Genomic DNA, 19459 nt, shown 5'->3' on the forward strand with positions numbered 1-19459 from the left:
AGCCGTTTCAGCGAAGCCTTCGATTATGCACTGTTTTTTCAAACCGCGTCAACTTTCGAAGACTTTCTTCACCACTCGCAACCAACACCCCTGAGAGCACCGGTCGCTTCGAAAACCAGAGGTATTCAGCAGCGAAGCCTGCCAGTGTATGTCATTTTGGGTGCTCTAGCCAACACAGGATGAAAAGAATCTGCATTGAACTCCGCGCTCCCGTCTTGGGCGGCATCAGCCAACGCTTGATCTTGCTTCGGCTTCTCCCTGGAGCCGGCCCCCTTCTATATATAGATAGATACGCACTCTCTAGGCAGAGCGCCGCTGGGCAACTCCCGCATACCTCGGTCGCCCCCACCGAGCACGAGGGGTGATCGTGATCGGTGCAGCACACCCTCCCCCAAATGAAAAATACCCGTCAGACATACGTCTGACGGGCATTTGAATCCACTCAACTGCAGCCGAGCGCTTCAGCGCCCGGCTCAGTCTTGCTTAGTAGTAGCGCGAGCTGTTCATGCGACGCATCGCTTCGTACAGCGTGGGCATGCGCACTTCTTGCGAACGGCGGTTCATGCGAGCCAGGGCGTCGACCTTGGCGACGGCTTCCACCGACGCGACGTCGTCCGACTGCTGACGCCAGACTGCGGCTTGCAGCTCTTGCATGATGCGCGGGTCGCTCTGGGCGGTCGCCAGGAAGCGGGCGTCTGCACGGGCTTCAGCGCGACGTTCTGCAGCTTCGCGCCACAGGGTGGCGAGGCTGCTCTTGCGCACCGAGCCCACGAAGAGCGCGAACAGGGCGATGGCGGCGACACAGAACACGGTCCATGCGGCGAGCAGCGCGCCTTCGTCCCAGTTGGAGACGATCTTGTCGGCGACCACCAGCACGGCGGCCGCGAGGGCCAGCACGAACAGTGCGATCAGCGGACGGGCGCCATGGGCACCGGCACGGGCGGCCTGAATCTGGCCGAAGAGAACTTCGGCGCGACGGACGCCGGGATGTTCGGTGGGTTGGTCAACGTGGACAAAGCTGGTCATGATGCATCCCTCCTGGGGATAAGTGGTAATCAGTGGTGGCGAACAAGGCCGATGACCCGATATTAGGGATTACCCCAGTGTTCCGCCACTTTATCTTTCTGATGTTTATCATTCATATCGCTGATGGACGTCAATTTCCGCACATTCGACCTCAACCTGCTGCGCGTCTTCGACGAGGTGATGGCAGAGCGCAACCTCACGCGCGCCGCCCGCAACCTTGCGATCACCCAGCCGGCCGTGAGCAACTCGCTGCGCCGCCTGCGCGAGTTGCTGGGCGACGAGCTGGTGCGGCGTTCCGGTGCAGGCGTGGAGCCCACGCCGCGTGCACAAGCCCTCTGGCCGACCGTGCGCGACGCCTTGCGCCAGCTGCAGCACACGCTGGCACCTGGTGAATTCGACGCCGGCACTGCCGACACGACCTTCCTGCTGGCCATGGCCGACGCCACGGCCGCCGAACTCATGCCGGGGCTGGTGAAGATTGCGGAAGAAGAAGCGCCCGCCATCTCGCTGCGCGTGCTGCCGCTGACCACGCGCGACCCGCGCCGCATGCTGGAGCACGAAGAGGTCGACATGGCCGTCGGCTACTTTCCGGCGGTGATCGCGAGCCTCGCGGCGCGCGGGCAGTCGGGGGTGGGGGTGCCGTTCGAGACCCAGCGGCTCTACCTGGGCCAGTACGTGTGCGTGATGCGGCGCGGCCATCCGCTGGCGGGTGCGCCGTTGACGCTCGACAGCTACTGCACGGCGCGGCACCTGCTGGTGAGTTTTTCGGGGCGGCCGTACGGCTTCATCGACCAGACGCTGGGCGCCATGGGTCGCGAGCGACGGATCGCGGTGACGGTGAATCAGTTCTTCACCGCCGGGCGCGTGGTCGCGAATTCGGACCTGCTGGCGGTACTGCCGCGCCACTTCGTGAGCGTGACGGGCATCGAGAATCAGCTGGTGGTGCGGGACCTGCCCTTCGACCAGCCGCCGGTGCACGTGGATGCCATCTGGCATCGGCGCGCCCAGCATGGGCATTCACACGAATGGTTGCGAACGGCGCTGTTGCGCTCGGCGGCCGCGGCGTTCGCGGGCTCGGTCCACGGGCAGGCGGGACCCGCCCCTTGATTCAAGGTGCGCCGCCTGAGGCGACGGCGCGATTCAGTTACCTGACGACGCTGAGCCAGGCGGAAGCGGCAGCACGCAGCTCTTGCGCGTGGTGCGCACCGCGACCGGCACGGCTGTCGGCGCTTTCCATCAGCGCGGCAGCGTGGCTGGCGGGGGTCTGGCTCGGCGACGAACGGAAGAAACGGGCCACTTGGGCAAGAAGACTGAACATGACGGTGCGCGGCTTGTGGCTGCGACGGGGTTGATTAACGATGGATGTAGATTAAGGGTAATCCCTAGTAAAGCAAGCCCCAGGTTATGCATCTCACGCATAGTGCGATTCACCTAGACTGATCCCACGATGAAGCTGCAACTGCTCTCCGACCTGCACCTGGAATCCCATCCGCGCTTTCATGCCGACCCCATCCCGGGCGCCGACCTGCTGGTGCTGGGAGGCGATATCGGCTCTTACCAAGAAGGCTCCCGCCTGACGGACACCGATTTCGGGCTGGGCCGCTACTCGCCGCGCAAGGGCTGGCCGACGCCGGTGGTCTACGTGCCGGGCAACCACGAGTACGACAACCTCGATTTCGACGCCACGCATGCGCGCCTGCGTGCGCTGTGCGAGGAGCTCGGCATCCTCTGGCTCGAGCGCGAGACCCTGGTCATCGAGGGCATCCGCTTCATCGGCACCACGCTGTGGGCCGATTTCGACGCGCTGGTCGAGCCCCGCGACGGCCTCGCCGAGGCGCTCAAGAAGCGCGGCAAGGCGATGCGCGCGGCCGACTTCTACCTCGAAAAAATGGCCGGCACCCGCGATGGCAAGCCTTTCATGGCGGCCGAGATGAGAGAGCAAGCACTCACATGTCAGGCTTGGCTGCGCGACGCGCTGGCCCAGCCCTACGACGGCACGACAGTGGCCATCACCCATTTCGCGCCCAGCCTGGCGAGCGCCGATCCTCGCTACGGCCTCACGCCCGGCACCGCGGGCTTCTGCAATTCGCTCGACGAACTGCTGCCGCACGCGAAGCTGTGGCTGCACGGCCACCTGCATTGCCCGTTCGACTATGTGAAGGACGGCTGCCGCGTGGTCGCCAACCCGCTGGGCTATCGCAGCAACGGCGAGCAGGAGGGCTACCAGCCCCAGCTGCTGATCGAAATCAACTGAGCGATCGATCGACCGATCTTCAGCGCGCCGCCAGCCCCTCGAAGCAGGTTCCGAGCACCAGTTCGACGATCTCGGCGTCGCTCTGCAGGCCACCCGCCTTCAGGAACCCCAGCACCGGATCGCAGGCGCGCGCGAACAGCGTGTAGAGCACGGCGATCGCCGGCAGCTTCGGGTTGAGCGCGCCGTTGGCCTGCGCCGACTGGATCCAGCCGCCGAGCACTTCGCTGATCGCGACCAGCCGGTCGAGATAACCACGGTGCTTCATCAGCGCGGCGCGCAGCACGGAGTTCTGGTGCGGCAGCGAGGGCATCTCGCCGGCCAGCTGCATCTCCATGGCCCAGCGCACCACCGCGCGCAGCTTGTCGACGGGCGGCTGGTCGGCCGGCACGGACGCCAGGAAATCCTGCGTGCGCTGCATGATGCGCACCATCGCGGCGGCGGCCAGGTCTTCCTTGCTGGGAAAGTGCTTGTAGAGGCTGGCCTTGGCGATGCCGACCGAGGCGGCCACCTCGTCCACGGTCATCGACTCGAAGCCCTTCTCGGCCAGCAGGCGGTTCGCGGTCTGCACGATGGCGTCCTCGCGAGCCAGCAGCATCTGCTCCTTGAACGAGGGCTTGGCGGGAACGGCGGCGGCATTCATGCGGAAATTCTAGTCATGACCGTCGCCGGCCAGACGCCGCGGATGCCGAAATACCAGTCAGTCTGTTGCAGACCGCGCAGTTTTATCGCTCAGGCGGTGCGACCCTTGGCCACGAGGCGGATGCCCGGCATGAGTTCGGCCGCGAGCTCGGGCCGCTCCAACGCGTAGTCGAGGTTCATGCGCGCGATCTCCACGTGCTCTTCGCCGAGCGCCTGCGCGCGCGAGCCCTGGCCGCGCTCGATGGCCTGAACCATCGCGTGGTGCGTGCGGTGCGCCTGGCGCATCCACTGCTGGCCCTCTTCCATCGACGACTGCATGGGCAGCATCGCGCTGGGCGCGGCGAAGGGCTGGCCGCCGAGCATGTCCATCACGCGCTTGAGCGCGAGGTTGCCGCAGCCTTCGAGGATCAGCCGGTGGAAGCGGTCGTTCATCTCGACGTAGGCCGCGTAGTCGTCGATCTCCATGCTGGGCTTGTTGACGGCGCGGTCGCCGTCTTCCAGGCAGTCCTTCAGGTCGCGCAGCAGCTGGCGCGACACGCCGTCTTCCGCCAGCAGGCGGGCGGCAAAGCCTTCGATCACGCCGCGCACGCGAATGGCGTCGGCCACTTCCTGCGAGGTGAAGCGGCGCATCTGGTAGCCGCCGCTGGGCGACTGCTCGATGAGGCCTTCGTGCTCGAGGCTGGCCAGCGCCAGGCGCACCGGCGTGCGCGAGGCCCCGAGCTTCTCGGCCAGCGGGATCTCGGCCAGCCGCTCTCCGGGCACGAATTCGCCCTTGAGGATCAGGTCGCGCAGTTGCACGAGCACGCGGGATTGTTGGGAGTCCATCGGGAGGCGCCAGGGCAACAAGGAGAGGGATGAATGGGCGGATTCTAGGAGACCCGCCCGCCACTGCACGCAGCATAGCCAAACGGGCGCGGTTGTTGCATGCACTGCAAACAGAAGTGTGTCAAAAACACACAATCACCTCAGAGTTAACCCTATATATGGCCGCTTCAAGCCCCAAAACAGGGCGAATTGGCCAATGAAAGTTTGACCTTTGTCAAAAATCACCAAGACAATGCATACAACTGCATGCAATGCCTGCAGGCCTTCTGACAAAGACCTCTCGATGGAGCCCGCACGATGATCAGCGCCGAGCAAAACGATTTCATCACCCGCGTCGGACCCGGCGCGCCCGCCGGCAAGCTGCTGCGCCGCTACTGGCAGCCGGTGGCCCTGGCCGACGAACTGGCGGGCCCGCGCCCGGTCAAGCCCGTGAAGCTCATGGGCCAGGACTTCGTGCTGTTCCGCGACGAGAGCGGCCAGCTCGGCATGCTCGATCGCGACTGCCCGCACCGCGGCGCCGACCTGGCCTTCGGCCGGCTGGAAAACGGCGGCATCCGCTGTGCCTTCCACGGCTGGCTGTTCGACGCCAAGGGCAACTGCCTGGAGACCCCGGCCGAACCCGCCACCAGCAAGCTGTGCAGCCGCATCAAGCAGTCGGCCTACCCGGTGGTCGAGAAGGCCGGCATCGTCTTCGCGTACATCGGCGAGGGCGAGCCCCCGGCCTTCCCCGACTTCGACTGCTTCGTTGCGCCCGACAGCCACACCTTCGCGTTCAAAGGCCTCTTCGAATGCAACTGGCTGCAGGCGCTCGAAGTGGGCATCGACCCCGCGCATGCCTCGTACCTGCACCGCTTCTTCGAGGACGAAGACACGTCGGAAAGCTACGGCAAGCAGTTCCGCGGCGCCTCGGCCGACTCCGACATGCCCATCACCAAGGTGCTGCGCGAGTACGACCGCCCCGACATTAGCGTCGAGCCCACCGACTACGGCTTCCGCCTCAAGGCGCTGCGCAAGCTCTCGGAAGACACCACCCACGTGCGCGTGACCAACGTGGTGTTCCCGCAGGCCTTCGTGATCCCGATGAGCGCCGAGATGACCATCTCGCAGTGGCACGTGCCCGTGGACGACACGCACTGCTACTGGTATGCCGTGTTCACCAGCTTCACGGGCCCGGTCGACAAGCAACAGATGCGCGACCAGCGCCTGAAGCTGTACGAGCTGCCCGACTACACCTCGCGCAAGAACAAGCGCAACAACTACGGCTACAGCATCGAGGAGCAGCTGACCGAAACCTACACCGGCATGGGCGACGACATCAACGTGCACGACCAGTGGGCGGTGGAGTCGCAAGGCGCTATCCAGGACCGCACGCGCGAGCACCTGGGCAGCACCGACAAGGGCATCATTGCCTACCGCCGCGTGCTGGTGAAGGCCATCGAGGCCACGCTCGCGGGCGACACCGCGCCGATGCTCATCGACGCCGCACAGGCCAGCGCCATGACCGGCCCGCCGTCGATCGACGGCATCGGCAAGGTGGTCGATGAAGCCGCCACCGAGGCCTACTGGCAGGACGCCGACCGCGCGCGCCGCCTGAAGTCCGACTGGGCGTCCGCACGCCTGGCCGCCACGGCCTGAGCACGCGCCATGAACAGCCACACCTTCGTCGACCGCTTCGGTCTCTGGTCTGCCGACCAGCATGCGCAGGCGCGCGAACTCGTGCGCCGCATCGACAGCGGCGAGGTGGACACCGTCCGCTTCGCCTGGCCCGACCAGCACGGCCTGCTGCGCGGCAAGACCCTGGTCGCGGGCGAGGCGCGCTCGGCCCTGTGGGAGGGCGTGAACCTCACCTCCACCCTGCTGGCCAAGGACACCTCGCACAAGACCGTGTTCCCCGTGTTCACGCAGGGCGGCGGCTTCGCCATCGAGGGCCTGCAGGGCGGCGCCGACTTCACCATCGTGGCCGACCCCGCCACCTTCAAGGTGCTGCCCTGGGCGCCGCGCACCGGCTGGATCCTGTGCGACGCCTACATGGCCGACGGCCGGCCCTGCCCCTTCGCCACGCGGCAGATCCTGCAGCGCGCGGTGGCGCAGCTCGACGAGCTGGGGCTGGACTTCATCGCCGGCCTCGAAGTCGAGTTCCACGTCTTCAAGCTCGAGGACGCGCGCATGGGCCTGCCCGACTCGGGCCAGCCCGGCGAGCCGCCGCGCGTGTCGCTGCTCTCGCACGGCCACCAGTACCTGACCGAGCTGCGCTACGACCGCGTCGACGGCCTCATGGAACTGCTGCGCTCGCAGCTCGTGGCGCTCGGCCTGCCGCTGCGCTCGCTGGAGATCGAGTTCGGCCCGAGCCAGTTCGAGCTCACCTTCGGCCCCACGGCCGGCGTGACGCCCGCCGACACCATGGTGCTGCTGCGCAGTGCCATCAAGCAGATCTGCCAGCGCGCCGGCCTGCACGCCACCTTCATGTGCCGCCCGAAGATCCCCAACGTGATGTCCAGCGGCTGGCACTTGCACCAGTCGCTGCGCCGCAAGAGCGACGGCGTGAACGCCTTCATGCCCGAGCCCGGCGGGCGCGACCTCAGCGAGATCGGCATGCACTACCTCGGCGGCCTGAAGGCGCACGCCTGCGGCGCCGCGGCACTGGCCAGCCCGACGATCAACGGCTACCGCCGCTACCGCCCCTTCTCGCTCGCGCCCGACCGCGCGATCTGGGCCCGCGACAACCGCGGCGCGATGCTGCGCGTGCTCGGCGGCCCGGGCCAGAACGCCTCGCGCATCGAGAACCGCGTGGGCGAGCCGACGGCCAACCCGTACCTGTACCTCGCGTCGCAGTTGTTCTCGGGCCTGGATGGCATCCGCAACAAGACCGACCCGGGCCCCTCGGCCGACGCGCCGTACGAAACACCGGCGGAGCAACTGCCGCGGTCGCTCGGCGACGCCCTCGCCTGCCTGCGCCGCGACGAGATGCTCAACGCGCAGATGGGCAAGGTCTTCGTCGACTACCTGTGCCACATCAAGGAAGCGGAAATCGCCCGCTTCAACCTCGAAGTCAGCGAGTGGGAACACCGCGAGTACTTCGACATGTTCTGAACCCTTCCATGCCCACGATCCACTACATCCTCAAGGACGGCACCACGCGCGAGGTCGACGCCAAGGTCGGCGCCAGCGTGATGGAGACCGCCATCCGCGGCAACGTGCGCGGCATCGACGCCGAGTGCGGCGGCTGCTGCTCGTGCGCGACCTGCCACGTCTACGTCGACGACGCGTTCCTCGAACTGCTGCCGCCGCCCGACGACATGGAAAGCGCGCTGCTCGATGCCGTCGCGTCCGAGCGCCGGCCCGGTTCACGCCTGAGTTGCCAGCTCAGCGTGAGCGCCGCCCTCGATGGCCTCACGGTGCGTGTGCCCGATACACAGGTCTGACCAACGCGTCGGGCATCATCGCCCGCTGCCAAACATCCGGTTACAAGCCAGCGGCGCCCGCGCGGCGCATTCCACTCCCACTGAAAGGCGTTTTTTCATGACGACGACGATGACCAAGCGAACCCTCCTCTCGACCCTGCTGCTCGCCAGCCTCGGCATGGCGGGTGCGGCCCAGGCACAGACCACCGAGCCGCTGCGCATCGGCCTCATCGCGACCTACTCCGGCCCCTACGCCGACTACGGCCGCCAGTTCGACGCCGGCATCGCGCTGTACCTGAAGGAGCACGGCGGCAAGGTGGGCGGTCGCACCGTCGAAATCATCAAGAAGGACACCGCCGGCCCCGCGCCCGACGCCGCCAAGCGCATCGCGCAGGAGCTCATCGTGCGCGACAAGGTGAGCATCCTCACCGGCCTGGACTTCAGCCCCAACGCCTACGCCGTGGGCGCCATCGCCACGCAGGCCAAGATCCCCACGCTGGTGATGAACGCGGCCTCCTCGGCCATCACCACCAGCTCGCCCTACGTGGCGCGCCTGTCGTTCACCGTGCAGCAGGTCACCGATCCGATGGCGCGCTACATGCTCAAGCAGGGCGTGAAGGACGCCTACACCGTGGTCGCCGACTACGCCTCGGGCGTCGACGCCGAGACCGCGTTCAAGAAGGCCTTCACCGCCGGCGGCGGCAAGGTCTCGGGCGAGGTGCGCACGCCGATGAACAACCCCGACTTCTCGGCCTACGTGCAGCGCATCAAGGACGCCAAGCCCCAGGCCGTGTTCTTCTTCTTCCCCTCGGGCGTGATGCCGCCGGCCTTCCTCAAGGTGTGGAAGGAGCGCGGCATGGAGCAGGCCGGCATCAAGCTCTTCGCCACCGGCGAAGCCACCGACGACAGCTACCTGGACGCCACCGGCGACGTGGCGCTGGGCCTGGTCACCAGCCACCACTACTCGTTCGCGCACAACTCGCCCAAGAACCAGAAGTTCGTGAAGGACTTCGCCGCCGACAACGGCACCAAGCTGCGCCCCAGCTACTTCGCCGTGACCGCCTACGACACCATGGCCGCCATCGACCTGGCGCTGGCCAAGACCAAGGGCGACACCGCCGGCGACAAGTTCATGGACGCGCTCAAGGGCCTGAGCTTCGAGAGCCCGCGCGGCCCGATCGAGATCGACGCCGCCACGCGCGACATCGTGCAGACCGTCTACATCCGCAAGACCGAGCGCGCCAACGGCCAGCTGGTGAACGTGGAGTTCGACAAGTTCGAGCGCGTCAAGGACCCGGCCAAGGAAGCCGCTCCCAAGTAAACCAACGCCAGCCAGCACGCAGCAAGCAGGAAATTCATGGGTATCGTGATCTTCGATGGAGTGGCCTACGGCATGCTCCTGTTTCTCATCGGCGTGGGCCTGTCCATCACGATGGGACTCATGAATTTCGTCAACCTCGCGCACGGCAGTTTCGCGATGGTGGGCGGCTACGCGGCCAGCGTGCTCATGAACCAGTGGGGCCTGGGCTTCGGGCTCTCGCTGGCGGCAGCCTTCATCGCGGCGGCCGTGGTGGGCGCGGTGCTGGAGTTCGTGTTCTACCGGCGGCTGTACCGCGCGCACCCGCTGGACCAGGTGCTGCTGTCGATCGGCGTGGTGTTCGTCTCGATCGCCGCCTTCACCTACTTCTTCGGCCCGACCATGCAGCCCTTCACGCTGCCCCAGGCGCTCGAAGGCCAGGTGTCGGTGCTGGGCCTCGAAGTGGGCCGCTACCGGCTGTTCCTGATCGGCTGCGGCGTGGCCGTGCTGGTCGCGCTGCTGCTGGGTTTGGGCAAGACGCGCTATGGCGCGATGGTGCGCGCCGCCGTCGACAACCAGCGCGTGGCGGGCGGCACGGGCATCCACGTGCAGCGCCTGTTCTTCCTGACCTTCTCGCTGGGCTGCGGCCTGGCGGGCCTGGGCGGCGCGCTGAGCCTGGGCATGCTGGGGCTGGAGCCGTCGTTCCCGCTCAAGTACCTCGTCTACTTCCTGATGGTGGTGTGCGTGGGCGGTGCAGGCACCGTCACCGGGCCGTTCATCGCGGCGCTGCTGGTCGGCATCGTCGACGTGGCGGGCAAGTACTACCTGCCTGAAACGGGCGCCTTTCTCATCTACGTGTTCATGATCGTCATGCTGCTGGTGCGCCCGAACGGCATCGTCGCCAAGAAGGGGCTCGCATGAAGCCGCTGAGCCTGTCCCCCGCGCAACTGCGCGTGGCCGAAATTGCCTTCTGGCTCGCGCTCGCATCGAGCTTCTTCCTGCTGCCCGACAAGCTCACGCTGATGAGCCAGATCATGATCTTCGGGCTCTTCGCCGTGTCGCTGGACATGGCGCTGGGCTACGCGGGCATCCTCACCGTGGGCCACGCGGCCTTCTTCGGCGCGGGCGCCTACGCGGCCGGCCTGCTCGCCAAGTACGGCTGGAGCGAGCCCTTCACCGGCCTGGTGTTCGCGCTCGCCGTGTGCGCCCTGCTGGGCTACGTGCTGAGCTACCTCGTGGTGCGCGGCGCCGACCTCACGCGGCTGATGATCACCATCGGCGTGTGCGTGCTGCTGTTCGAGCTGGCCAACCGGCTCTCGGGCATCACGGGCGGTACCGACGGCCTGCAGGGCGTGGTGATCGCGCCGGTGCTGGGCCTGTTCGACTTCGACCTCTACGGCAAGACCGCGTTCGGCTATGCCTTCGGCGTGGTGCTCGCGATGTTCCTGCTCGTGCGGCTGGTGCTGCGCTCGCCCTTCGGCCTGGCGCTGCGCGGCATCCACGACAGCCGCAAGCGCATGACGGCCATCGGCTCGCCGGTGGAAGCGCGCCTGCGCATGGCCTATGCGATGTCGGCCGCCGTGGCCGGCGTGGCGGGCGCGCTGCTGGCGCAGACCACGCAGTTCGTCGGCATCGAATCGATCAGCTTCAACCGCTCGGCCGAAGTGCTGATCATCCTCGTGCTCGGCGGCACCGGGCGGCTGTACGGCGGCCTCATCGGCGCCATCGTCTACATGCTGGTGCACGACTGGTTCGCCGACATGAACCCGCAGTACTGGATGTTCTGGCTCGGCATCTTCCTGATCGCGGCCGTCATGCTGGGGCGCGGCGGGATCATGGGCGCGCTGTCGCGCGTGGTGCGCACGGGGAAGGCGCGATGAGTACGAACACCACGCACGCGCTGCGCACGCAGAACCTGGGCATCCGCTTCGGCGCCTTCCAGGCCGTGAGCGACGTCAACCTGTCGCTCGAACCCGGTGCGCGGCAGGCGCTGATCGGCCCCAACGGCGCCGGCAAGACCACGCTCATCAACCTGCTCACGGGCGTGTTCAAGCCCACCAGCGGCCACATCCACCTGGGCCCGCGCGACATCACGCGCCTGCCCGGTGACAAGCGCGCCCGCATGGGGCTGGCGCGCACCTTCCAGATCAACACGCTGTTTCCCAGCCTCACGCCGCTGCTGTCGGTGGTGCTGGCCATCAGCGAGCGCGAAGGGCTGGGCGCCACCTGGTGGCGGCCGCTCAAGGGCTGCACCGCCGTGTTCGACGAGGCGCATGCGCTGCTGGCCACGCTGAAGCTCGACGCGCTGGCCGACGTGCCCGTGGCCGAGCTGGCCTACGGCAAGCAGCGGCTGCTCGAGATCGCGCTGGCGCTCGCCGCCAAGCCCCGCATCCTGCTGCTCGACGAGCCCGCGGCCGGCGTGCCGGAGGACGAGAGCGGCGAACTCTTCGAAGCCATCGCGGCGCTGCCGGCCGACATCAGCGTGCTCTTCATCGAGCACGACATGAAGCTCGTGTTCCGCTTTGCGCGCCGCATCTCGGTGCTGGTGGGCGGACGCATCCTCACCGAAGGCACGCCCGCCGAGATCGGCGCCGACCCGCGCGTGCGCGAGGTCTACCTGGGAAGCTCGCACCACCATGGCTGACACCGCAACCGCCGCCCTCGCCTTCGACCGCGTCACCGCCGGCTACGGCAACGCCGTGGTCCTCGACCGCCTCGACTTCTCGCTGCGGCCCGGCGAAAGCCTGGCCATCCTCGGGCGCAACGGCGTGGGCAAGACCACGCTGCTCGAAACGCTGATGGGCAACACCCGCGTGATGCAGGGCGCGATCCGCTGGCAGGGCGCCGACATCACGCGCTGGCCTGCGCACCAGCGCGTGCGCGCGGGGCTGGGCTGGGTGCCGCAGGAGCGCGAGGTGTTCCCCTCGCTCACGGTGGAAGAAAACCTCACGGTGATCGCCCGCCCCGGCAGCTGGACCTTGCAGCGCGTGTACGAATTCTTTCCGCGCCTGCGCGAGCGGCGCGGCAACTACGGCAACCAGCTCTCGGGCGGCGAGCAGCAGATGCTCGCCATCGGCCGCGCGCTCATGACCAACCCGAAGCTGCTGCTGCTCGACGAGCCGATGGAAGGCCTCGCGCCGATCATCGTGGAAGAGCTGGCCGCGGCGATCCGGCGCCTGTGCGAATCGGAAGGCCTGGCCTCGATCGTGGTGGAGCAACACCCGGTGCTGGCCCTGGACATGACGCACCAGGCGATCGTGCTGGAGCGCGGCACCGTCGTGCATGCGGGCCCGAGCGCGGCGCTGGCGGCCGACAAGGACTTGCTCGAAGGTTTGCTGGGCGTCGGCATCGCCGAAGCGCCGGCCGGCTGAACCCTCAGGCCAGGCCGATCCGCCGGGCCCGCACGAAGAAACGCCACGACGCCAGCCCCCCGGCGATGAGGCTCACGCCCCACGACAGCCACACGCAGGTGTACAGGATGAAGGCCAAGCCGACGTCCACCACAGGCGCCAGGAAGGTCGTGTCCTTGCCGAACAGCACGTGGGTGCCCAGGCCCCACCACACGACGTACGGCAGCACGGCCAGGCACAGGCCGTAGACGAGGCTGGCCACCAGCGGGCCGAGGTGCTCGCGCAGCACGGCCCAGCGCACGAGGAAGAACAGGGCCAGGTCCAGCAGCACCAGGGCCAGCAGGCCGAGGCCCAGGATGAGTTCGAGGGTCATGGCCGCACTGTAAGCACGCCGACCCGCGACAGGGCCGCGCGTGCGCCGGCGTACCGGCAGGCGCTACCGAGCGCCGCAGCGCGCGGTACGCCTCGACCGCATCAGCTCAGCATCTGCCCGCGGCTGCCGATCACGGCCACGTCCACGAACTGGCCGCCTTCGCGGTTGGAGCGGCCGTAGTTGATCTTCACGCCGCCCAGGTCGAAGTTCTCGATGCTCGCCATGCCGCCGAGCACGGCGGCGCGCGTCGGCGCGGGGCCGGCGCGGCGCAGGCCCTCGGCCAGCACGGCGGCGTTCATGTAGCCCTCCAGGCTGGTCAGCGAGAAGTCCTTGGTGCCGTTGGCCACCATGTCGGCCTGGTAGCGGCGCACGATCTCGAACTTGGTCGAGTACGGCGACGGCACCACGATCACGAAGCCCAGGCCGCGCGCCAGGTCGCCCATGGCCGACAGCGCGCTGGCCGTGATCGACAGGCCGTAGGCCGAGCTGCTGTTGCCCGCGCCGCGCAGCGCCTTCAGGAACACCGGCGCCGTGCCGGCCAGGCCGACCACCACCACCTGCGGCTTGGCCTTGGCGATGGCCTCGGCGGCCGGGCCCACTTCCATGCTCGTGGTGTTGGGCGTGGTGGCGATCACCGCCGGCTCCAGCTTGGCCTTGGCCAGCGCGTTCTTGAACGCCGCCAGCACCGATTGGCCCAGCGGGTCGTTCGAATGCACGAGGCCGATGCGGGTCTGGCCCAGCACGGCGGCCGTGCTCACCAGCTTGTCGACCTCCTGGTCGTAGTTGGCGCGCACCCAGAAGGTGTTGGGCGAGGTCTTCTTGCGCAGCGCGATGGTGCCGGTGATCGGGCCGACCACGGCCATGCCGGGCACCGCGTCCATCACCTCGGCCGTCTGGCGCGTGCCCAGCGGGTGCACCAGCGCGAGCACCGAGCTGTCCTTTTCGAAGGCCAGCGCGTTGGCCTTGGCCACCTCGGGCTTGAAGGTGTCGTCGGCCATCACGAGCTCGACCTTGCTGCCGTGGATGCCGCCGGCCTTGTTCAGCGCGTTGAAGAACGCGCTGGAGCCCTGGTACAGCCCCTGGCCGTTGGCCTTTTCCACGCTGCTGTTGTCGAAGGTCGTCCCGATGCGGATCGCACGGTTCTGCGCGAACGCCGGAAATCCCAGCCCGACGCCGGCCGCGGCGGCCGTCGTGGCGGCCAGCCCGGAAAGGGCGCGGCGGCGGCTGGTGGAAAGCGGCGCGGTCGACTCGCGCGGCACGGGGACGGTCATGATCAAAGCCTCCAATAGTCGGTGACAAAAGTTCACATTTCAAACAGAAATGTAACGCACCTCACTGGATCGGTCATGACAAACCCTAAAGCAGCTCCTCGCCCACGATGGGTAAAAGCAGCCAGTTCTTGAAGCGCAGCCAGAGGAATTCCCCCGGTTCGTCCTCGTGCACGATGTCGCCGCCGGCGTCGTCGTATTCGAGCCACTGCACGCGCCGCCCGCCGGGCGCGAGCCGCAGCCGGTAGCCCAGGTTGACGCGCTCGCCGTTCATGAGCTTGTCGTAGTCCTGCACCAGCCGGGGGCTGTCGATCACCAGACCCATCTCGGTGTTGACGGCGGCCGAGCGGTGGTCGAGGTTCATCGAGCCGACAAAAAAGCGCTGGTCGTCCACGATGGCCAGCTTGGCGTGCAGCCGGCTGATCGACTTGCCGAAGTCGCCGAAGCGCCCCGACCGCCCGGAGAGCGTGGGCGCGATCTCGTAGATGGTGACGCCGATCTTCAGCATGTCGGCGCGGTAGCGCTCGTAGCCCGCATAGGCCAGCGGCTCGTCGGTGGCGCCCAGCGAGTTGGTGATGACCGTGATGCGCCCGCCGCGCTCGATGGCCGTCTTCATCATCGCCATGCCGCGCGCGCCCGGAATGAAGTACGGCGAGCCGATCTTCACCTCGTGCTTGGCCGCCTGGATCACGCCGAGCGCGCCCTCGGTCACGCTGCCGCCGTAGGCCGCCTCGGCCTTGCGCGTGATCTTGTCGGGGTCGTCCACGAACAGCGTGGCCGGCGCCCAGTAGCGGTCGATGCGGCCGGTGGTGAGCTGCTCGCCCACCGGCGACTTGCCCAGCACGTCGCGCTGCTGCATGGGCACGTCGGGCACGGCCGCGCGCGCCAGGGCGTCGAAGCGCCGCTGGGCTTCCTCGAGCGGCAGGCGCTGCGGCACGATGCGCTCGATGGGCCAGGCGTGGTCGCTGTTCCAGTAGCGGTCGAAGCCCTCGGACATGCGGCGCACGATCGGCCCGCTGGACAGCACGTCCATGTCGATGAAGTTCGCCGCCGTGCTGCGCATGAAGTACTCGTTGGCGATGTTGCGCCCGCCCGAGACCGCGAAGCTGTTGTCGGCCACCAGCAGCTTGTTGTGCATGCGGTGGTTGATGCGCCCGAAGTCGCCCAGCGAGAACAGCAGCCGCGCAGGCAGCGAACCGGCGCGCGAGGGCAGCGGGTTGAACAGCCGCACCTCGATGTTCGGGAAGGCCGAGAGGCTGCTGAACACCTCGTCCTCGCCCGCCGTGTACAGGTCGTCCACCAGCAGCCGCACGCGCACGCCGCGCGCGGCGGCCTCGCGCAGCTCCTTGAGGAACAGCAGGCCGACGTCGTCGTTGCTGATCAGGTAGTACTGCACGTCGAGCGATTTCTCGGCGTGGCGCGCCAGCGAGATGCGCGCGTCGAACGCGAACGCCGCCTCGGGCAGCAGCCGGAAGCCCGACAGCCCCGCCGCCCCGCCCTGCGGCGCGTCCTGGGCGGCCAGCCGGCCCAGGTCGGTGTCGGCCACGTCGGTGATCGCGCTCGTGAGCACCGGGTGCGGCTGCGGCGGCGGCAGGCTGGCGCAGCCCGCGAGCCAGGCGAGGGCCAGCCCCGTCGACACCAGAGCGACAAAGCGACGAAGGCGGGAGAGCGCGGCGGCCATGGGTCGCACTGTAGCGCCGCCCTATGATCAACGGCACACACGGCAGCCAACGAAAAGAAGGAAAAAACGCGTGCTCAATGGGTTGTGGCTGGGGTTCTTCGGGATGGCGGCGCTCGCAGCGCTGGGACGGTGGCTCGTCGGCGGCGACCCGACCGTGTTCGCGGCGCTGGTCGAAAGCCTGTTCGCGATGGCGCGGCTGGCCGTCGAGGTGATGGTGCTGCTGTTCGGCACGCTCACGCTGTGGCTGGGCTTCCTGCGCATCGCGGAAACCGCCGGCCTCGTCGGCTGGCTCGCGCGCCTGCTCGGGCCGCTGTTCCGGCGGCTGATGCCGGGCGTGCCGGCGGGGCATCCGGCGCTGGGGCTCATCACGATGAACTTCGCGGCCAACGCGCTGGGGCTGGACAACGCCGCCACGCCGATCGGCCTGAAGGCCATGCGCGAACTGCAGCGCCTGAACCCCGACCCCGTGACGGCCACCAACGCGCAGATCCTGTTCCTGGTGCTCAACGCCTCGTCACTGACCTTGCTTCCCGTCACCATCTTCATGTACCGGGCGCAACAGGGCGCGAGCGACCCGACGCTGGTGTTCCTGCCGATCCTGCTGGCCACCAGCGCCTCGACGCTGGTGGGTCTGCTGTCGGTGGCGGTGGTGCAGCGCCTGCGGCTGTGGGACCCGGTGGTGCTGGCCTACCTGGTGCCCGGCGCGCTGCTGCTGGGCGGCTTCATGGCGCTCTTGGGCACGCTGTCGGCGGCGGCCATCGCCTCGCTGTCGTCGCTGCTGGGCAACCTCACGCTGTTCGGCGTGATCATCGTGTTCCTGGCGGCCGGCGCGATCCGGCGCGTCAAGGTCTACGAGGCTTTTGTCGAAGGCGCGAAGGAAGGCTTCGACATCGCGAAGCACCTGCTGCCCTACCTCGTCGCGATGCTGTGCGCGGTGGGCGTGCTGCGCGCCTCGGGCGCGCTCGACTTCGCGCTCGACGGCCTGCGCTGGCTGGTGCAGGCGGGCGGCTGGGACGCGCGCTTCGTCGACGCGATGCCCACGGCGCTCGTCAAACCCTTCTCGGGCAGCGCGGCCCGCGCGATGCTCATCGAGACCATGAAGACCCAGGGCGTCGACAGCTTCCCCGCGCTGGTGGCCGCCACCATCCAGGGCAGCACCGAGACCACGTTCTACGTGCTGGCGGTGTACTTCGGCGCGGTGGGCATCCAGCGCGCCCGGCACACCGTGGCCTGTGCCTTGCTGGCGGAGCTGGCGGGGGTGGTGGCTGCGATCGCGGTCTGCTACTGGTTCTTCGGCTGAGCCCGCTTACTTGCGGGGCTCGACCACCGGGAACATCAGGTCGAAGTTGTCGAGCATCCCGAACAGCTCGCCCAGCTTCGCCCGGTTGCCGTCGATCTTCACGAGCCCCGACTGCACGGCCTCCGGAAAGGTCGTCTGCTTCAGGGTGATCGCGTCGAGCGTCGCCCGGCTCAATGTGACCGTGGCGTCTGCACCGGCCGCCTGCTGGTTCTTCACGTGCGTGAGCGCCGAGTTCTCCAGCGTCAGCACGAACTTCTGGTTCGAATCGGTGAAGTTCCAGTTGACCACCATCGTCTTGCCCTCGGCCTTGGCCGCATCGAGCCGCACGCCGAGGAAGTCGAAGAAGAGTTCGTTGCTCACCGCCTTGAGCGTGTCGCCGTTCGCACTGCTGCCGCCCGGGATTTTCGGCACGCCGTTGCGCAGTTCCATCGCGCCCACCAGGTAGGCGCTGCGCCAGGTGCCCGCCTCCGACTGGTAGCCCAGCTGCTCCAGCGCGTCGGCGCCGAGTTCGCGTGCCGCGCGGTTGGCCGGGTCGGCGTACACCACCTGGCTCATCGCGCTGGCCACCCAGCGGTACTCGCCCTTCTTGAAGTCTTCGCGGGCGCGCGCCACCACCGCGTCGGCGCCGCCCATGTACTCGACCGTCTTCTTCGCCTGCGCCACCGGCGGCAGCGGGTTCAGGTTGGCCGGGTTCGCGTCGTACCAGCCCAGGTACTTCTGGTAGACGGCCTTCGCGTTGTGGCGCAGCGTGCCGTAGTAGCCGCGCGTGGACCACTCCTGCTCCAGGCTCGCGGGCATGCGCAGCGTCTCGGCGATCTCGGACGCCGTGTAGCCATGGTTCAGCAGGCGCAGCGACTGGTCGTTGATGAACTTGTACATGTCGCGCTGCTTCTTCAGCAGGTCGACGATGCGTTCGCGCCCCGTGGTGGGCCAGTGGTGCTGCGCGATGAGCACGTCGGTCCTGTCACCGAAGGCCACGCGGGCCTCGTCGATGTACTTGGCCCACAGGTTGCCGTCGCGCACCTCGGCACCGCGGATCGTGTACAGGTTGTGCATGTTGTGCGTCACGTCCTCGGCCATGTTGAGCACGCGGAACTGCGGCAGGTACATGAGCATCTCGGACGGCGCCTCCGAGCCCGGCACCAGCTGGAACACGATCTGCACGCCGTCGATGGTGCGCTCCTCGGTGGTCTTGTCGATGGTCGAGGTGGGCGCGATCAGCGTCACGCTGCCGCGCGCCAGCGCCTTGCCCAGCCCCGTGTCGACCTGCCCGCGCGCGCCCGGCGGCAGCAGCGTGCCGAACTGGTACTGCGAGCGGCGGTTCATCGCATTGCCCGCCAGGATGTTCTCGGCCACCGCCGACTCCATGAAGCCCGAAGGCGCGATCACCTGCACCTTGCCCGCAGCCACGTCGGCCTCGCTGACCACGCCCTTCACGCCGCCGAAATGGTCGGCGTGGCCGTGCGTGTAGATCACCGTGCCGACCGGCTTCTTCGGGCGGTGCTGGTAGTACAGCTCGAGCGCGGCGCGCGCCGTCTCGGCGGCCAGCAGCGGGTCGATCACGATCAGCGAGGTGTCGCCTTCGACGATGGTGACGTTGGCCAGGTCGAAACCGCGCACCTGGTAGACCCGGTCGGTCACCTTGAACAGGCCGTGAATGGCATTGAGCTGCGCCTGCCGCCACAGGCTCGGGTTGACCGTGTCGGCCGCCTCGTTCGCCTTCAGGAAGTCGTAGGGCTTCATGTTCCAGACCGGGCGCGGGCCCGTGCCCGTCACCAGCGCGTCGGGCACGGTGCCGATGAAGCCGCGCATCGCGTCCTCGAAGTCCTGCTTGTTCGCAAAGGGCAGCGCCTTCGCCATGTCGGCGTTGGCCTTCAGAGTGACGGGCTCGGCCGCCTTGGGCGCCACGATCGGTTGCGCGGTGGCGGTGAAGGCGCAGGCCCAGGCGACGAGGGCCAGGGAGAAACGGGCGGAAGGCGCGGAAGCAGAAGCAATGCGGGTCATCGATGTCTCGGGGTTGGGGTCTGTCGGACGACGGGAGCACG

Annotated in this window: 20 protein-coding genes; 12 read left to right on the forward strand and 8 right to left on the reverse strand. The window is 67.9% G+C overall.

The genetic code is table 11. The annotated features are described in order from the left end of the window. Positions 1-183 (forward strand): hypothetical protein (locus AC07Q9_RS16650; RefSeq protein ID WP_495310818.1); only part of this gene is annotated, 183 nt, incomplete at its 5' end. 300 nt (positions 184-483) lie between these two features. On the opposite strand, the gene AC07Q9_RS16655 is transcribed toward AC07Q9_RS16650, so the two are convergent. Continuing rightward, positions 484-1026, reverse strand: coding sequence for a hypothetical protein (locus AC07Q9_RS16655; protein WP_101490539.1), 543 nt, complete (start codon positions 1024-1026; stop codon positions 484-486). 123 nt (positions 1027-1149) lie between these two features. Here AC07Q9_RS16655 and AC07Q9_RS16660 point away from each other — a divergent pair, with 123 nt between their 5' ends. After that, positions 1150-2133 carry a LysR family transcriptional regulator gene (locus AC07Q9_RS16660; RefSeq protein WP_495310820.1) on the forward strand — a complete coding sequence of 328 codons (984 nt, stop codon included), beginning with the start codon at positions 1150-1152 and terminating at the stop codon, positions 2131-2133. Positions 2134-2170: 37 nt separating this feature from the next. On the opposite strand, the gene AC07Q9_RS16665 is transcribed toward AC07Q9_RS16660, so the two are convergent. Further along, entirely contained in the window at positions 2171-2344 is a 174-nt protein-coding gene (locus AC07Q9_RS16665) for a hypothetical protein (protein ID WP_167394953.1), read from the reverse strand. 129 nt (positions 2345-2473) lie between these two features. Between AC07Q9_RS16665 and AC07Q9_RS16670 the strand changes: the two genes are divergently transcribed. Further along, on the forward strand, positions 2474-3280 hold the full coding sequence (locus tag AC07Q9_RS16670) for a metallophosphoesterase (protein WP_489062177.1): 807 nt from the start codon (positions 2474-2476) through the stop codon (positions 3278-3280). Positions 3281-3299: 19 nt separating this feature from the next. Here the strand turns inward: AC07Q9_RS16670 and AC07Q9_RS16675 are convergent, their stop codons facing one another. Together AC07Q9_RS16675 and AC07Q9_RS16680 are read right to left on the reverse strand one after the other, a co-directional pair. After that, positions 3300-3920 (reverse strand): TetR/AcrR family transcriptional regulator, encoded by a 621-nt coding sequence (locus AC07Q9_RS16675; RefSeq protein WP_495310821.1) that lies wholly within the window; start codon positions 3918-3920, stop codon positions 3300-3302. Positions 3921-4009: 89 nt separating this feature from the next. Further along, positions 4010-4744, reverse strand: coding sequence for a GntR family transcriptional regulator (locus AC07Q9_RS16680; RefSeq protein ID WP_062470492.1), 735 nt, complete (start codon positions 4742-4744; stop codon positions 4010-4012). A gap of 297 nt (positions 4745-5041) precedes the next feature. Here AC07Q9_RS16680 and AC07Q9_RS16685 point away from each other — a divergent pair, with 297 nt between their 5' ends. The 8 genes from AC07Q9_RS16685 to AC07Q9_RS16720 all read left to right on the forward strand — a co-directional run bounded on the left by AC07Q9_RS16685 (position 5042) and on the right by AC07Q9_RS16720 (position 12813). After that, positions 5042-6379 carry an aromatic ring-hydroxylating dioxygenase subunit alpha gene (locus AC07Q9_RS16685; RefSeq protein WP_495310823.1) on the forward strand — a complete coding sequence of 446 codons (1338 nt, stop codon included), beginning with the start codon at positions 5042-5044 and terminating at the stop codon, positions 6377-6379. Between the two features lie 9 nt (positions 6380-6388). Beyond that, positions 6389-7834, forward strand: coding sequence for a glutamine synthetase family protein (locus tag AC07Q9_RS16690; protein WP_495310824.1), 1446 nt, complete (start codon positions 6389-6391; stop codon positions 7832-7834). 8 nt (positions 7835-7842) lie between these two features. Then, on the forward strand, positions 7843-8166 hold the full coding sequence (locus AC07Q9_RS16695; protein ID WP_062470484.1) for a 2Fe-2S iron-sulfur cluster-binding protein: 324 nt from the start codon (positions 7843-7845) through the stop codon (positions 8164-8166). A 97-nt stretch (positions 8167-8263) separates the two neighbouring features. Continuing rightward, positions 8264-9466: an ABC transporter substrate-binding protein gene (locus tag AC07Q9_RS16700; protein WP_495310825.1), complete on the forward strand. Its 1203-nt coding sequence runs from the start codon at positions 8264-8266 to the stop codon at positions 9464-9466. 36 nt (positions 9467-9502) lie between these two features. Continuing rightward, positions 9503-10363: a branched-chain amino acid ABC transporter permease gene (locus AC07Q9_RS16705; RefSeq protein ID WP_495310826.1), complete on the forward strand. Its 861-nt coding sequence runs from the start codon at positions 9503-9505 to the stop codon at positions 10361-10363. Beyond that, complete coding sequence (locus AC07Q9_RS16710) at positions 10360-11322, forward strand: branched-chain amino acid ABC transporter permease (protein WP_495310827.1); 963 nt, start codon at positions 10360-10362, stop codon at positions 11320-11322. The genes AC07Q9_RS16705 and AC07Q9_RS16710 overlap by 4 nt, the downstream gene beginning before the upstream one ends. After that, positions 11319-12086 (forward strand): ABC transporter ATP-binding protein, encoded by a 768-nt coding sequence (locus tag AC07Q9_RS16715; protein WP_495310828.1) that lies wholly within the window; start codon positions 11319-11321, stop codon positions 12084-12086. Before AC07Q9_RS16710 ends, AC07Q9_RS16715 begins: the two co-directional genes overlap by 4 nt. Continuing rightward, positions 12079-12813 (forward strand): ABC transporter ATP-binding protein, encoded by a 735-nt coding sequence (locus AC07Q9_RS16720; protein ID WP_492686872.1) that lies wholly within the window; start codon positions 12079-12081, stop codon positions 12811-12813. Before AC07Q9_RS16715 ends, AC07Q9_RS16720 begins: the two co-directional genes overlap by 8 nt. 4 nt (positions 12814-12817) lie before the next feature. Here the strand turns inward: AC07Q9_RS16720 and AC07Q9_RS16725 are convergent, their stop codons facing one another. From AC07Q9_RS16725 to AC07Q9_RS16735, 3 genes are all read right to left on the reverse strand, one after another. Beyond that, the gene (locus AC07Q9_RS16725; RefSeq protein WP_495310829.1) at positions 12818-13165 is read right to left on the reverse strand and encodes a hypothetical protein; all 348 of its coding nucleotides are present in this window, start codon (positions 13163-13165) and stop codon (positions 12818-12820) included. Positions 13166-13266: 101 nt separating this feature from the next. Beyond that, positions 13267-14436, reverse strand: coding sequence for an ABC transporter substrate-binding protein (locus AC07Q9_RS16730; protein WP_070061347.1), 1170 nt, complete (start codon positions 14434-14436; stop codon positions 13267-13269). Positions 14437-14521: 85 nt separating this feature from the next. Continuing rightward, positions 14522-16114 carry a phospholipase D family protein gene (locus tag AC07Q9_RS16735; protein WP_495310831.1) on the reverse strand — a complete coding sequence of 531 codons (1593 nt, stop codon included), beginning with the start codon at positions 16112-16114 and terminating at the stop codon, positions 14522-14524. A gap of 70 nt (positions 16115-16184) precedes the next feature. Between AC07Q9_RS16735 and AC07Q9_RS16740 the strand changes: the two genes are divergently transcribed. Then, positions 16185-17414 carry a nucleoside recognition domain-containing protein gene (locus tag AC07Q9_RS16740; RefSeq protein WP_062470462.1) on the forward strand — a complete coding sequence of 410 codons (1230 nt, stop codon included), beginning with the start codon at positions 16185-16187 and terminating at the stop codon, positions 17412-17414. A 6-nt stretch (positions 17415-17420) separates the two neighbouring features. On the opposite strand, the gene AC07Q9_RS16745 is transcribed toward AC07Q9_RS16740, so the two are convergent. Continuing rightward, positions 17421-19418 (reverse strand): alkyl/aryl-sulfatase, encoded by a 1998-nt coding sequence (locus AC07Q9_RS16745; RefSeq protein WP_495310832.1) that lies wholly within the window; start codon positions 19416-19418, stop codon positions 17421-17423. Between the last annotated feature and the right edge of the window lie 41 nt (positions 19419-19459).

This window comes from Variovorax sp. GW821-FHT09A10 (assembly GCF_059418385.1).

Coding starts and splice junctions, on each gene's coding strand:
- AC07Q9_RS16660 (WP_495310820.1), top strand. CDS start 1,150: ATGGACGTCAATTTCCGCACATTCGACCTCAACCTGCTGCGCGTCTTC.
- AC07Q9_RS16685 (WP_495310823.1), top strand. CDS start 5,042: ATGATCAGCGCCGAGCAAAACGATTTCATCACCCGCGTCGGACCCGGC.
- AC07Q9_RS16675 (WP_495310821.1), bottom strand. CDS start 3,920: ATGAATGCCGCCGCCGTTCCCGCCAAGCCCTCGTTCAAGGAGCAGATG.
- AC07Q9_RS16710 (WP_495310827.1), top strand. CDS start 10,360: ATGAAGCCGCTGAGCCTGTCCCCCGCGCAACTGCGCGTGGCCGAAATT.
- AC07Q9_RS16705 (WP_495310826.1), top strand. CDS start 9,503: ATGGGTATCGTGATCTTCGATGGAGTGGCCTACGGCATGCTCCTGTTT.
- AC07Q9_RS16670 (WP_489062177.1), top strand. CDS start 2,474: ATGAAGCTGCAACTGCTCTCCGACCTGCACCTGGAATCCCATCCGCGC.
- AC07Q9_RS16730 (WP_070061347.1), bottom strand. CDS start 14,436: ATGACCGTCCCCGTGCCGCGCGAGTCGACCGCGCCGCTTTCCACCAGC.
- AC07Q9_RS16725 (WP_495310829.1), bottom strand. CDS start 13,165: ATGACCCTCGAACTCATCCTGGGCCTCGGCCTGCTGGCCCTGGTGCTG.
- AC07Q9_RS16665 (WP_167394953.1), bottom strand. CDS start 2,344: ATGTTCAGTCTTCTTGCCCAAGTGGCCCGTTTCTTCCGTTCGTCGCCG.
- AC07Q9_RS16715 (WP_495310828.1), top strand. CDS start 11,319: ATGAGTACGAACACCACGCACGCGCTGCGCACGCAGAACCTGGGCATC.
- AC07Q9_RS16680 (WP_062470492.1), bottom strand. CDS start 4,744: ATGGACTCCCAACAATCCCGCGTGCTCGTGCAACTGCGCGACCTGATC.
- AC07Q9_RS16720 (WP_492686872.1), top strand. CDS start 12,079: ATGGCTGACACCGCAACCGCCGCCCTCGCCTTCGACCGCGTCACCGCC.
- AC07Q9_RS16655 (WP_101490539.1), bottom strand. CDS start 1,026: ATGACCAGCTTTGTCCACGTTGACCAACCCACCGAACATCCCGGCGTC.
- AC07Q9_RS16745 (WP_495310832.1), bottom strand. CDS start 19,418: ATGACCCGCATTGCTTCTGCTTCCGCGCCTTCCGCCCGTTTCTCCCTG.
- AC07Q9_RS16695 (WP_062470484.1), top strand. CDS start 7,843: ATGCCCACGATCCACTACATCCTCAAGGACGGCACCACGCGCGAGGTC.
- AC07Q9_RS16700 (WP_495310825.1), top strand. CDS start 8,264: ATGACGACGACGATGACCAAGCGAACCCTCCTCTCGACCCTGCTGCTC.
- AC07Q9_RS16690 (WP_495310824.1), top strand. CDS start 6,389: ATGAACAGCCACACCTTCGTCGACCGCTTCGGTCTCTGGTCTGCCGAC.
- AC07Q9_RS16735 (WP_495310831.1), bottom strand. CDS start 16,114: ATGGCCGCCGCGCTCTCCCGCCTTCGTCGCTTTGTCGCTCTGGTGTCG.